Origin of the sequence: Paraburkholderia agricolaris (assembly GCF_009455635.1) — a bacterium.
GTDB classification, from domain to species: domain Bacteria; phylum Pseudomonadota; class Gammaproteobacteria; order Burkholderiales; family Burkholderiaceae; genus Paraburkholderia; species Paraburkholderia agricolaris.
This window is the reverse complement of sequence record NZ_QPER01000001.1, coordinates 1,810,733-1,823,264: the sequence shown is the minus strand read 5'-3', so window position 1 is coordinate 1,823,264 and position 12,532 is coordinate 1,810,733. Positions and strand designations below refer to the sequence as shown.

At 57.9% G+C, this 12,532-nt stretch carries 10 protein-coding genes and 1 pseudogene; 7 read left to right on the top strand and 4 right to left on the bottom strand.

Going from position 1 to position 12,532, the window contains the following annotated elements; genetic code table 11:
- Positions 1-129: 129 nt before the first annotated feature.
- Entirely contained in the window at positions 130-1,647 is a 1,518-nt protein-coding gene (locus GH665_RS08265; protein WP_153135442.1) for an aldehyde dehydrogenase family protein, read from the bottom strand.
- A 285-nt stretch (positions 1,648-1,932) separates the two neighbouring features.
- The gene (locus GH665_RS08260) at positions 1,933-2,835 is read right to left on the bottom strand and encodes a LysR family transcriptional regulator (RefSeq protein ID WP_153135441.1); all 903 of its coding nucleotides are present in this window, start codon (positions 2,833-2,835) and stop codon (positions 1,933-1,935) included.
- A gap of 185 nt (positions 2,836-3,020) precedes the next feature.
- Between GH665_RS08260 and GH665_RS08255 the strand changes: the two genes are divergently transcribed.
- Positions 3,021-3,500, top strand: a complete 480-nt coding sequence (locus tag GH665_RS08255; protein ID WP_153135440.1) for a (R)-mandelonitrile lyase — start codon at positions 3,021-3,023, stop codon at positions 3,498-3,500.
- 55 nt (positions 3,501-3,555) lie between these two features.
- Here GH665_RS08255 and GH665_RS08250 read toward each other — a convergent pair whose 3' ends face one another.
- Positions 3,556-3,939, bottom strand: coding sequence for a DUF2255 family protein (locus tag GH665_RS08250; protein WP_153135439.1), 384 nt, complete (start codon positions 3,937-3,939; stop codon positions 3,556-3,558).
- A 29-nt stretch (positions 3,940-3,968) separates the two neighbouring features.
- Positions 3,969-4,766: a carboxymuconolactone decarboxylase family protein gene (locus GH665_RS08245; RefSeq protein ID WP_153135438.1), complete on the bottom strand. Its 798-nt coding sequence runs from the start codon at positions 4,764-4,766 to the stop codon at positions 3,969-3,971.
- Between the two features lie 327 nt (positions 4,767-5,093).
- On the opposite strand from GH665_RS08245, the gene GH665_RS08240 reads away from it, so the two are divergent.
- The 6 genes and pseudogenes from GH665_RS08240 to GH665_RS08215 all read left to right on the top strand — a co-directional run.
- Complete coding sequence (locus tag GH665_RS08240; RefSeq protein ID WP_153135437.1) at positions 5,094-5,855, top strand: glucose 1-dehydrogenase; 762 nt, start codon at positions 5,094-5,096, stop codon at positions 5,853-5,855.
- 305 nt (positions 5,856-6,160) lie between these two features.
- Positions 6,161-7,651, top strand: coding sequence for an aldehyde dehydrogenase family protein (locus GH665_RS08235; RefSeq protein WP_153135436.1), 1,491 nt, complete (start codon positions 6,161-6,163; stop codon positions 7,649-7,651).
- Positions 7,652-7,723: 72 nt separating this feature from the next.
- Complete coding sequence (locus GH665_RS08230) at positions 7,724-8,710, top strand: NAD-dependent epimerase/dehydratase family protein (RefSeq protein WP_153135435.1); 987 nt, start codon at positions 7,724-7,726, stop codon at positions 8,708-8,710.
- 177 nt (positions 8,711-8,887) lie between these two features.
- A complete protein-coding gene (locus GH665_RS08225; RefSeq protein WP_153135434.1) occupies positions 8,888-9,877 on the top strand; it encodes an aldo/keto reductase in 990 nt (329 codons plus the stop codon).
- Between the two features lie 1,143 nt (positions 9,878-11,020).
- Positions 11,021-11,317 (top strand): type II toxin-antitoxin system RelE/ParE family toxin, encoded by a 297-nt coding sequence (locus GH665_RS08220; RefSeq protein WP_167530929.1) that lies wholly within the window; start codon positions 11,021-11,023, stop codon positions 11,315-11,317.
- A gap of 1 nt (position 11,318) precedes the next feature.
- Positions 11,319-11,598 (top strand): annotated as a pseudogene (locus GH665_RS08215) (addiction module antidote protein); the annotation flags it as partial.
- Between the last annotated feature and the right edge of the window lie 934 nt (positions 11,599-12,532).

Sequence of the window (12,532 nt, the reverse complement as noted above, 5' to 3'; positions counted from 1 at the left end):
CTATAAAATAGTTATCCTTATCGATTAACAATCAACAGCAACGATTTGAAACTTCCTGCTGGCAACCGTGCGCCCACTCCTCCGAACGCGCGGCCATCATTTGATGGCCGCGCGTTCAGTCGGCCGTGTTCACAGCCGCATATAGACCGACTTCGTTTGCGTGTATGCATCGATGGACTCCGATCCCAGTTCGCGTCCGAACCCGGATTGCTTGTAGCCCCCCATCGACATTACCGGATCGCCTTCCGCATAGGTATTGATCCAGACTCGTCCGGCCTTGAGCGACCGGGCGACGCGATGCGCGCGAGCGATATCGCTTGTCCAGACTGCCGAGGCGAGGCCGTACTCTGTGTCATTGCCCTTGAAAACCACATCGTCCTCGTCTTTGAAAGGAATAATCGACAGCACCGGCCCGAATATCTCTTCTCGCGCGATCTTCATGTCGTTGGACACCGAACTAAAGACGGTCGGTTCGACGAAATAGCCCCGATTGCCAACCCTGTCGCCGCCCAGACTCAATCTCGCGCCGCCGCTTTTGCCCGCGTCGACGTAAGACAACACGCGTTCCATTTGCCGGGCCGAAATGAGCGGTCCGAGTTTGGTATCCGCATCGAAAGGCGAGCCGACCTTATAGGTGGCGGCGATCTGCGCGATGCGCTCTGTCGCCTCGTCGTGGAGACTCTCCTGGACGAAGAGCCGCGTGCCGGCCGAGCAGATCTGGCCGGAATTACCGCAGAATGTCGCCACTGCGGTTGCCAGCGCCTTGTCGAGATCCGCGTCGGGGAAAATGATGTTCGGCGATTTGCCCCCGAGTTCGAGCGTCACCTTCTTCATGTTGCTCGCCGATGACTGAAGGATTTGCTTGCCGATTGCCGTCGAGCCGGTGAACGCCACCTTGTCGACGCCGGGATGAGCGACCAGTGCGCCGCCAGCGGTTGCGCCAAAACCGGGAATAATGTTCAGGACGCCCGGCGGCAACCCGACTTCCTCGATCAGTTCAGCAAGACGCAAGGTAGTGAGCGGCGTCTGTTCCGCTGGCTTCAGCACGGCGGTATTGCCGCACGCCAGGGCCGGTGCGATTTTCATCGCCGCCATGACCAGTGGAACGTTCCAGGCGTTGATCAGCCCACAGACACCCATGGGTTCACGCAACATGTAGATGAAGCGCGCGCTGTCGGTCGGATTGGTCGTGCCGTAAATCTTCGTCGGCCAGCCGGCGTAGTAGCGGAAAATCTCAGCGACCTGGGCTACCCGCGCGGCGCTGAAAGAAAGCGGCATACCGTTATCAAGGGTCTCGAGAACGGCGAGCTCGTCCGCATGGCTCTCCACAGCATCGGCAATTTTTAGCAGATAGCGAGTGCGCGCATGCGGCGAAATGCCGGACCACGAAGCCGATTCGAACGCGCGCCGGGCTGCCGCCACTGCAGCGTCGACGTCCGCGCTGTCAGCCTCCGCCACGTATGCGAGCCTCTCTTCGGTAGAGGGATTGATTGTCTCGAATGTCTTGCCCGAGACAGCATCTACCCACTTCCCTCCGATCAACATCCGCTTCGAATCGGACGACTCCAGCCACTCCAGCACTTTGCGATGACCCGCGCTAATCGCTGAAGCGGCGGCTGAAGCAGAAGCGGGCGAAGCATTAGACATAGGTCACTCTCCATTGGGTTGCAGATTCGCAGCCCCGCATGATCCCGGGCTGCGACACGCACACCATTTTGCAAGTTCGATGCCAGTCGGCGGATTCATATGAAAATCCCGCACGGAGCGGCCAGGCACACCGGGCGCGTGCCTGCGACGCGCGAAATGGCGTCGCTACCGCGGACATGTGTCGTCGGCAGAGACAGGTGTTTGCAAGGAGAACTTGCGCCAGCAAAACCGTAAGCCCAACGGTCCAATGCATGCTCACGCAATTGCCAGCAAGCGACTCAGGCTTTAATTCGTTTTTGGACGATAGCGCAGCGAATCGATCACCACGGCCATTGCTCGCGACGACTCTGAACGGCTCGCGTAGTACGCGTGCAAGCCAGGAAACGTAGGACACCAGTCATCGAGTACGCGAACAAGGCGCCCTGCGGCGACGTGAGGTTGCGCGAGCTCCGACGGCAGGTACGCAAGACCATAGCCGGCCAACGCGGCATCGAGCATGTGATAGGTGCCGTTGAATGAGAGCTGGCCCTCCACGCGGACCTGAACTTCACGGCTGCCCTTCTTCAGCTCCCAGGCGTAGAACGCGCCAAGTGTCGGCAGACGCAGATTGATGCAATTGTGTTCCACCAGATCATGAGGTGTCTTCGGCTGCGGTTTGTTCTCCAGATAGGCAGGTGAGCCAACGATTGACATCTTCATGTCCGCGGCGATGCGAACCGCGATCATGTCTTTCGCCACCTGATCTCCATGACGAATGCCAATGTCGTAGCGGTCCGCCACGATGTCCGTGAGGCCATAGTCCGTCACGATTTCCACCTTGATCTCCGGATACTTGCGAAGCACCTTGGACAACTTGGGCCAGAGAATCGTGTTGGTGGTGTGATCTGTCGCCGTGATCCGAATCGTGCCGGCAGGTTTGTCGCGAAGCTCAGTCACCGCTGCCAATTCAGCTTCAATTTCCTCGAAACGGGGTGCAACGCGCTGCAGGATGCGCTCGCCAGCCTCCGTAGGGGACACGCTGCGCGTGGTTCGCGTCAGCAGCCGCAGGCCAAGTCTCCCTTCGAGTGAGCGGATGGTATGGCTCAATGCTGATTGGGACACACCTAACTGCGCAGCTGCGCGCGTGAAACTGCGTTCGCGAGCAACGGCGACGAAGGCGAGCAGGTCATTGAAATTTTCGCGTGGCATTAATGAACTGACCTCATAGGCGTTTGCGGAATCTGGCCACTAGTCGCACGAGAGCGAACGGGTTAAGTTTGCAAGGCAAATGTTAGCTTGTATTCGACAGCCGGTCACGACGCTGTCTTGATCGGCGAAGCCGCTTGCCTGAGCACAGAAGGCTTCGCACCCGAACCGTTTCATAGAGGATCAAGATGAGAATTGCCATTGCCATTGCGACCACGCTACTTATTTCCACCTCAGTTCCCGCTCAGGCGGATGAGGTGGGTGGGCCCACGATTGTCGTCGCGCGAGCCGGCTCCCAGCCGTCGATCAAAGGACCGACGGATAATTTCACCGGCTCCGTGCGCGTCGACCCGCTATTCCCGGCAACGCCCTCTTCCACCGTATCAGGCGGTCTGGTCACCTTTGAACCGGGTGCCCGCTCCGCGTGGCATGCGCATCCTCTCGGGCAGACCCTTGTCATCACGTCCGGCCTGGGCTGGGTGAAGGACTGGAACGGTCAGAAACGCGAGATGAAGGCCGGGGACGTAGTCTGGATACCGCCCGGAGTGAAGCATTGGCACGGCGCCTCCCCCGCTGCAGGTGTATCGCACATAGCTATCCAGCAGGCAGTCGACGGAAAGAATGTCCAGTGGATGGAAAAGGTCAGCGACGGGCAGTACGCCGAGTAACGCCAACGACCTGCGCGCTGTCTGGTCTGGCGGTCTGAGTAGCACCGCCGGACGATCAGTCAGCGTCAGGATGCGGAGAAATGCTGATTGTTGCGGCACGGGCCCGCGTGCCGATCATTGGGTCGAGATATGAACTGCTGCGATACTTGCTCCGATACGCGTCGTCGATCTGGTCATTGATCGCGCCATCCACGGGCTCGAAGACGACGTCCCGCGTCATACCGGCGACGAGTATGCGCCCCGCTTTCTGTTTCACGGCAGCCTGATACCAACGGGAAGCTTTGCCGCTATAGCCACGTACATACAGCGCGCCGTCGACCACGACGGACCAGATCCAGGTCGGCGTGCCGTAAGTCTTCCCATCCTCGCGAAATGGCGAAATGTGCAAATCATCGGCCCCGGCTATCCGGCTCAATTCATCTTGCTTCCATGCGCTCATCTGCTTCTCTCCTTGAAACGTCCAGTGAACTAGTCTGGCCGCTTTTCCAACACATCTTTCACCACCGGCAGCGCTGAGAACACGTTTGGCCAACCGGCATAGAAGGCTAACTGCGTCATGACTTCAGAGGCCTGTGCCTTCGTGAGACCGTTGTCCATTGCCCGGCTCAGGTGATACGTCAATTGCGCGAACTGCCCCGTCGCGACAAGCGCACTGACTGTCACAAGGCTTCGATCTCGAGGCGCCAAGCCCGGACGCAGCCAGAGATCATGAAAGAGTGCTTCCGTCGTGTAGTGCACGACACCTGGCGCCACAGAGCCGAAATTCTTCTCGACGGCAGTTGCCCTTTGAGCCTCCACAGCCTCGTCGATGGGAAGCGGTTCGCTCGGAACGGCTGGAAGGTTGGATAGCGTAATCCCGCGCTTATCAAAAACCGATTTAGTGACCGCAACTGCCGACGCTGCATTGCCCCAGCCGGAATAGAACGCCAGGTGCGTGATGATCTCGGAAAGCTCGCCTGGCGTCACTCCACTATCCAGCGCCAGGTTTAGGTAGTACGGCATCTCGGTGGTCTGATTGCGCGCAATCAATACCGATAGCGTAACGATGCTCCGATCCCGAGCCGACAGTTGGGGACGCTTCCAAAGATCGCCAAGCAGTGTGCCATTCGTATAGTGCACAAGCGCCGGCGAAACTGTACGCATGTCCTCAAGAGTGGATAGCGGAGTAACAGAATCTAGTTTTGTCATATCGGTCGTCCTTACCATTTGCGAACAGGCGCTGAGCCCCAAAGAAAACGCTACTACCGCTACATTGAAGAATTTCATTTTGCATTTCCGTCCTTTACATGCCACGCGCATCGGGTGAAGGAGCGCATAGCGCGGGTCCTTACCCGTTGATCGCTAATTTAGCCATCTCGCGCGCAGGTGATTAGACGCTTAATTCCGCAAACACCTATAAACCAGCTTCATCAATGACGACCGGTCTTGACGGTATGGCGTCTGTTATCAATTAAGTCAGTGCGGCAGGCTTGCGTGGGGCGCGCGGGGCACATTCATGAATTCATTTCATAGCGTCTTGCCGTTCCATGGACTTATTCCCAAGACGGCGAATGTTTACCATCCCGACTTACCATCCTCAATAGCGTGACTCAGATGAACATATCGTTTGATGGAAAAGTCGTGCTCGTCACCGGTGCTGGTTCCGGCATCGGCCTTGCCACGGCACAAGCGTTCGCCGAGTCGGGCGCCACCGTGACGTTGGCGGATATCAACGAAGCCGCGGCGCACGAGGCCGCCGGGCAACTCATCGCAGCGGGTTACCCGGCCGTCGCCATGCAATGCGACGTGGCGGTGGAGATGCAGGTCAAGGCTTTGATCGAGTCGACAGTTGCGAGGTTCGGCCGCCTCGACGCGGCATTTAACAATGCGGGAGTCAACAGTCCCTTTGCAGAGACTGCCGATGCGAGCAGCGAAGAGTTTGATCGTGTGATGGCCGTCAACCTGCGCGGCGTCTGGAATTGCATGAAGTATGAATTGCGCCAGATGCGCGATCAGGGAAACGGCGCCATCGTCAATTGCTCTTCAATAGGCGGCCTTGTGGGCACGCCTGGCCGTGCAATCTACCGCGCGTCCAAACATGGCGTACTAGGTCTCACCAGGAGCGCCGCCCTCGAATATGCAAGCCGGGGTATCAATATCAACGCAGTGTGCCCGGGCGTCATTGAAACGCCAATGGTCACCGGCATGCTGGAGCGCGAGCCTGAAGCGATGCGAGAGCTGATCAAGGAGCAGCCGATCGGCCGCCTGGGTCGTGCGGAAGAGATTGCTTCCGCAGTGGTCTGGCTGTGCAGTCCCGCCGCCAGCTTTATCGTAGGTCACGCGTTAGCAGTCGACGGCGGCTTCACGGCTCGATAGAGATCGGCACCGTTCCCTCCGACGAAGAATTCCTCCTTTGAATCGATTTCATCCTCGACGGTGACAACCCAAAGCGTCGTGTCAACGACATGTCTGCACTACAGACAACCGTGCCTTTATGAGCGGCACATGACAAGTCACCCATAACCGACTGGCACCGCCGATCGTGCGTGGCGACCGACTGGCTTAGAAGATGCTTTTAGACCGGCGGCATCGGTTCACGTAGAACGAGAACCGATGCGGGGTCTGCTTTTGCCAAAAGGCGGACGGGGTCGTTCGGCCAACCGGAAAAAACGCTAGCAAATATGAATACGCATGCAGACATCGATGCGGACGTGCATTCTTTTCTGAAATCAAAGCTTGGCCACGTCATTGGCGGTCGTGTTGTTGAAGCAGCTTCGGGCAAGACCTTCAGCACGTTGAATCCAGCCACCGGCGAGGTGCTAGCGCGATTAGCGCAGGGCGACGCGACAGACGTCGACCGGGCGGTCAAGGCAGCTCGCGTTGCATTCGAAGGACCCTGGTCGAAGTGGACGCCGTACGAGCGCCAGGCGCTTCTCATGAGGGTGCACGACCTCGTGGACAAGAGGTTCGAGGAAATGGCCCTGCTTGAGACGCTCGACATGGGATCCCCCATCACTCGTACCCGCAATCTGAAGAAGATTGCGCTGCAGGCGCTCGCCTATTTCGCGACCCAAACGATGAACCCGTCAGGGCAGTTGCTGCAGAACAATATGGCCGGCACGGTCAAGAGCATGATCGTCAAGGCGCCCCTGGGCGTGGTAGGTGGAATTCTCGCATGGAACAACCCGCTGGTCGGCCAGTGGTTCCTCGTAGGTGGTGCGCTTGCCACAGGCTGTACGGTGGTGCTCAAGCCCGCCGAGCTCGCGTCCTTGTCGGTTCTATACATGGTGAACCTGCTGCATGAAGCCGGCATGCCCGAAGGCGTGGTCAATGTCGTCACGGGGTACGGATCGGTGGCAGGTGCTGCGCTGGCCGGCCACAATGATGTGGATCGTATCGTCTTCACAGGTTCCGTTGCGACCGGTCGTCAAATCGTCGAGGCGTCTACCAGCAACATGAAGCGTGTGCAGGTGGAGATGGGTGGGAAATCTCCTGACATCGTATTTGCTGATGCCGACCTGGACCTGGCGGTGCCCGGTGCCGCAATGGCCGTGTTCAACAACAGTGGCCAGATTTGCACGGCCGGCACGCGTCTGTTCGTGCAGCGCGGCATTCATGAGGAATTTATCGCACGCCTCACGGCATTCACCCAAACCCTGCGCGTCGGCAATGGTCTTGACCCGGCTGTGCAAATGGGACCGCTGATTTCACAGCAGCAGTTAGAGCGCGTGATGGGCTATGTGAAGGGTGCGGCTCCCGAAGGTGCCACGCTGGCGAGCGGCGGCGAGCGCCTCGGCGGCGATCTCGCCGAAGGCTACTTCATCCAGCCCACCATTTTCTCGAACGTTACGCCCAACATGAGGATTGCGCGCGAGGAGATCTTCGGACCCGTGATCTCGGTGCTGCCGTTCGACACCGAGGATGAAGCCCTGCGCCTCGCGAATGCTACCGAGTACGGTCTGGGGGGCGCCGTCTGGACGCGCGATATGTCCACGGCACTGCGCATGGTCGACGGCATCAAGGCCGGCAGCGTTTGGGTCAACTGCTATGGCTGGATGGACATCGGGGTTGGCATGGCCGGTTACAAGCTCAGCGGCTATGGCACCAAGGGCGGCCCCGGTTACATCGACTCGTTCCTCTACGAGAAGTGCGTCTATATCAACGTTACATGACCAATTCGATCTGATGCGATGCACTGCGGCCCACGAGCGCGGCGGTGGCTTTCGATCTGACGAGGAGAAGAAATGCCAGGCATTTCAGAAGGTAGGTTTGTCGTGGTAGGAGGCGCGAGCCTCCTTGGTTCACACATCGGTGAACAGTTGCTAGCCAGCGGTGCGCGCGAGGTGGTCCTGCTTGATAACCTGGCGCTCGGCTCGACGGAAAACATCGACTTCCTGCTGGCGGATAAACGCTGCTCCTTTGTGCGCGGCGATGTGCTACGCCTCAACGAACTCTACGACGCAATGGTCGATTGCGATGGCGTGTTCGCTGTCGCCGGTTTTCTGGCCGAACCCATGCGCGCGAATCCATGGCTGGGCATCGACGTGAACGTCCGTGGCCTGCAGAACATTCTTGAAGCCAGCCGTCACCAGCGCGTCAAGAAGGTGGTGTTTAGTTCTTCCAACGGTATCTACGGGGCGGTCGGCAACGAGCCCAATACCGACGACTCGCCATTGCGCTGGGCCGGCATGCCGCCAGCGTTAATCCTTTACTGCGCGTCGAAAATCATGGGCGAGGGATTGGGCCTTCTCTACCAGCAGGAGTACGGCGTCGACTTCCTCGCGCTTCGCTACTCGGCGATCTACGGTGAGCGCCAGCACAAGCGCGCTATTGCCGTCACGCAGATGGTGCAGGCATACGAGCGCATCCGGTCTGGCAAACGGCCTGTCATCGAAGAAGACGGGACCCAGGTGACCGATTACATCTATGCGGGCGACGCTGCTCGAGCCAACCTGATGGCAATGTCTAGCGAGGCAAGTGGTGCCGGTATGAACATCGTGTCGGGCGTGGATACCTCTCAGAATCAAGTAGTCGAGCTGGTCCTTAAGGCCTGCAAGTCAGATCTCAAGGCCGACTACTACGCCGCCCCCAGCAAGCTGCTGCTGCCCGTAGAGACAAAGCTGGGCTTTAGCCGCGCGCGGGCGAAAGAGCTACTCGGCTGGGAGCCACAGGTTTCGATCGCGGACGGCATTGCCAAACTGGTCACGTGGCTGGATCAAAACCGCACTTAGCGATGGGTGTTTCAACAGGTTTGTTACTCAAAGAGTCTAGAGAAGGAAACCCCCACTTTGGGACGAGCGCAGAATTCACGCCAGGTCCGATGCAACAAGCTTCTACATCCGCTGACCTATGTATCGTCTGAATCCTGAACGACACCTCAAGCTGTCTTGAACTAGGAGCCCACGAAAATGCAACAGCGCAAATTGGGTAGCAGCAGTCTCGAAGTATCGGCCCTGGGTCTGGGCTGCATGGGTCTGAACTATGGACGCGGTCCAGCCCTGAACAAACTGGAAGCAATCAAACTGATCAGAGCGGCCTTCGAGCGCGGTATCACCTTCTTCGACACGGCCGAAGTGTATGGACCGTTCAGAAATGAGGAGCTACTGGGTGAGGCCTTGGCACCCTTCCGCACCAAAGCAGTCATTGCCACTAAATTTGGCTACAAGTTCGATGGGCACGACAAAGAGATCGGCCTGACCAGCCGACCGGAACACATTCGGGAAGCTGTCGAGGGTTCGCTCAGACGGCTGAAGACCGACGTCATTGACCTGCTCTATCAACACCGTGTAGATCCAGACACTCCGATCGAAGACGTCGCCGGGACGGTCAAAGATCTCATCTGCGAAGGTAAAGTTAAGCACTTCGGCTTGTCCGAAGCTGGCGTCTCCACCATCCGCCGCGCGCATGCTGTTCAGCCGGTCACTGCACTGCAAAGCGAATATTCGCTATGGTGGCGTGAGCCCGAAACCGAGCTTCTGCCGACTCTGGAGGAACTTGGCATTGGGTTCGTCCCCTTCAGCCCGCTTGGCAAAGGATACCTGACGGGTGCGATCACTGAAACGACAACTTTTGACATAGCCGACCGCCGGAACGCCATTCCTCGCTTTACGGCGGAGGCACGTAAAGTGAACAGGCCCTTAGTAGATCAAATTACCCGGATCGCGCGACAGAAAGGTGGGACTGCGGCTCAAATCGCCCTCGCCTGGTTATTGGCACAGAAGCCATGGATCGTTCCGATCCCCGGCACTACCAAGCTGCATCGCCTGGAAGAAAACCTTCACGGCGCTCTGGTTGAACTTTCGCCCGATGATCTTCACAACCTCTGCAGCGCCCTATCCAGCATACCGGTCCACGGCGAACGCTACCCGGTCCATCTGCAGCAGCAGGTTAATCGCTAAGGTGGCGGTTTACAGAAATCGCACTGCCTCTTTGTTACCACTAGCTCACAATGATTCTCCAGTAACGATGTCAAGTCGTCCCGGCGCCATCCGGCTCCAGTGATCGATGACTAATCCAATTATCGGATTTGCTGTCGGTGCTGGCTGCTGCGTCGTAAGCTGCCCAAGCCGACCTCACACGCGAGCTCACGCCCGACCGTGATAACCCGCGGCTTCTCTACGTCCGAGGATTTACCTTCGCTGACGGCACGCAGGTAATCCAGCAGTTTCGCGCGCGCGAATGCAGGCGAGATCCATCCCGACCATAGCGGCCAATCGTCAGCGTCTCTCGGCACCCATTGATGCGCTAGTTCTATCGAAAGGAGATCGTGCCCACCGGGAAACCGTGACATACATGTCGTCACGTTCGGCGATCTTGTACATCGCCGAACGGGGCTTAAGGTTGCGAAGCGCACATTCGGTGTGCATCGCGTCATTCTCATGGTTGGGACAGATGCTTACTTACTGTCACCAACCACCAGCCCTACGGACACTTGCCAACCCGGGCGAACTCTGGCTTTCCTGGCTGAACTTTACCGTCGTGCCCGAAATCGGGTTGACGGTAAAGCATGAAGCCTTAATCATCAGCGGGCCCATACGGTCCGTTTACCGGCATCTGATGCCACATTCAGTACCGTAGAATTTGCCTGGCTTTTGATGGAAGGATCACAAATCCCTTGTCAATCCATGAATTAGCGACGGATAAGTTCTCAGTTGACAATCGGATCTGGTACGTACGCCATTGATCTTATTTAATAAATTCCGACGCCTTCCCACTCAATCGTCAATCCGACGCTGGCGCCTTGTGTGGACGGCGTTTCCGCCGCTCATATGACGTCGATACCGCCAGCGGTACCGGATATTCCTGTCGGCACCCAACGGCTTTCAATCGACTGCATCGGACGATTGATGCCGTTTTTCCACAGAATCGCCATAACGAGGCATGTCAATACGATTGTTGGCCGCGATACCGTCATCGATACCGTCAGGCTCCGTCCAATGCGACCCTCGTTCGGACGATGGGCCCATGCCCAACGATTAACAGCGTTTTACCCGTCAGCGCGAGCGTTTGATATTCCGTAACCCATGGATTACAATCCGAGCATGACGAAGCTGATCATTACGCCCGAATTTGACAGTTGGTTATCGCGCGTGCGGGACCGCCAGGCGGCGATGGCGATCGTCGGTCGGCTCAGCCGGGCACGGCTAGGCAACCTTGGACATTGGCGTGCCGTAGGCGACGGCATCTCGGAAATGAAGATCGATGTGGGCAAGGGCTACCGTGTCTATTTCAAGCAGCGTGGCGATGTGCTGGTGATCATCTTATGCGGTGGCGACAAGTCCACGCAGGCCGCAGACATCAAGCGCGCCAAGGTCATCGCGAAAGATTTGGAGTTTTGACATGAAAGTCAGCGAGTTGATGGAGTTCGACGCGTCGAGGTACCTGAAAGATGAAAACGACTACCGGCTGTATCTCGCCCAAGCGTTTGAAGGCGGGGATCCGGTTGAGATTCAGGCAGCACTTGGTGACGTTGCCAAGGCACGTGGTATGACGGCACTCGCACGCGAGTCGGGTATCGCGCGTGAAGCGTTGTACCGCGCGCTCTCCAACAAAGGAAATGCCGAGTTCGCGACGATCATGAAGGTGATCGTCGCGATGGGGTTGCACCTCACGCTGGCAAAGACCAAAGCAGTGCCAAAGGCAGCCGCAAAAGCCAAAACCGCGACGAAGGCCGTAGTGGCAAAGAAAGCACGGCCAGTTGCGAAACGCGCTGGCAGCGCGACCTCAAAAGGCCGTACTCGTCCTAGCAGTGCGGTACACACCTGACATCGAATCCGTCAGCGGCTCACGATCCGCCGAATGGGCCTCACGGGCCTGTTTTGCTTCAGATAGACCGCGTAGAACCTATGTTCCTCGCACCCGCCACAAGCGCCAAAGCCTCGAGGTCATGGAACGTCCCGACGCGATCAATCGTACAACGCTGAGAGTGAGGCCCGCGACCCGGCTCCTGGCCAACATCCCCCGCAAGCGAGCCAGCGGCCGGATTCGCCGAGAGTGTTTCCCCACAGCCTGCCGATGCCGCGTCCGTTCCACAGTCGAAAACCTAGCCGCACGGCACACTCGTGCAATCAGCTGCTTCTCCGCGCCAAGCTAACAAGGACCCTGTAGCCGTAGCGGGCGATCGCCATCTCCGCTCACCGCCCGTTGATTGCGATAATCATGAAGAAAGGGAATGGGGCCGGGGATATATCGTGACTTGAAACTCCGTCACGGCCGACAACCTTGTACTGCGTTGTTTCGAGCTTGAAGTTCGAAGTGCAAGCTTCGTGCACAACCTATCGAATTCCCGTGGTTAGTGCGATCATGCACCGTCACCAACCACGAGATCTCCAGATGCCCAAGATCCGCTCGCAAGATAGCGTCCCAGGCTGAAAAACAACGTCGCACGAAAATCGTATTGCCGGTGCAGTATCGAGCCCCGGCGGATAAGCGGACGACGCCCCCCCGTTTAACCAACCTTTCGTGGCACAAACTTCGATGGCGGAATTCAAATGGCCAAATGCCTCATTTGAATTAAGCCTTACAAATCACGGCATATCGGGCAATATCCGAGC

What these genes read in the sequence shown, in the direction of transcription:
- GH665_RS08235 (WP_153135436.1), top strand. Translation starts at nt 6,161, where the DNA reads ATGAATACGCATGCAGACATCGATGCGGACGTGCATTCTTTTCTGAAA.
- GH665_RS08225 (WP_153135434.1), top strand. Translation starts at nt 8,888, where the DNA reads ATGCAACAGCGCAAATTGGGTAGCAGCAGTCTCGAAGTATCGGCCCTG.
- GH665_RS08245 (WP_153135438.1), bottom strand. Translation starts at nt 4,766, where the DNA reads ATGAAATTCTTCAATGTAGCGGTAGTAGCGTTTTCTTTGGGGCTCAGC.
- GH665_RS08240 (WP_153135437.1), top strand. Translation starts at nt 5,094, where the DNA reads ATGAACATATCGTTTGATGGAAAAGTCGTGCTCGTCACCGGTGCTGGT.
- GH665_RS08255 (WP_153135440.1), top strand. Translation starts at nt 3,021, where the DNA reads ATGAGAATTGCCATTGCCATTGCGACCACGCTACTTATTTCCACCTCA.
- GH665_RS08250 (WP_153135439.1), bottom strand. Translation starts at nt 3,939, where the DNA reads ATGAGCGCATGGAAGCAAGATGAATTGAGCCGGATAGCCGGGGCCGAT.
- GH665_RS08230 (WP_153135435.1), top strand. Translation starts at nt 7,724, where the DNA reads ATGCCAGGCATTTCAGAAGGTAGGTTTGTCGTGGTAGGAGGCGCGAGC.
- GH665_RS08220 (WP_167530929.1), top strand. Translation starts at nt 11,021, where the DNA reads ATGACGAAGCTGATCATTACGCCCGAATTTGACAGTTGGTTATCGCGC.
- GH665_RS08260 (WP_153135441.1), bottom strand. Translation starts at nt 2,835, where the DNA reads ATGCCACGCGAAAATTTCAATGACCTGCTCGCCTTCGTCGCCGTTGCT.
- GH665_RS08265 (WP_153135442.1), bottom strand. Translation starts at nt 1,647, where the DNA reads ATGTCTAATGCTTCGCCCGCTTCTGCTTCAGCCGCCGCTTCAGCGATT.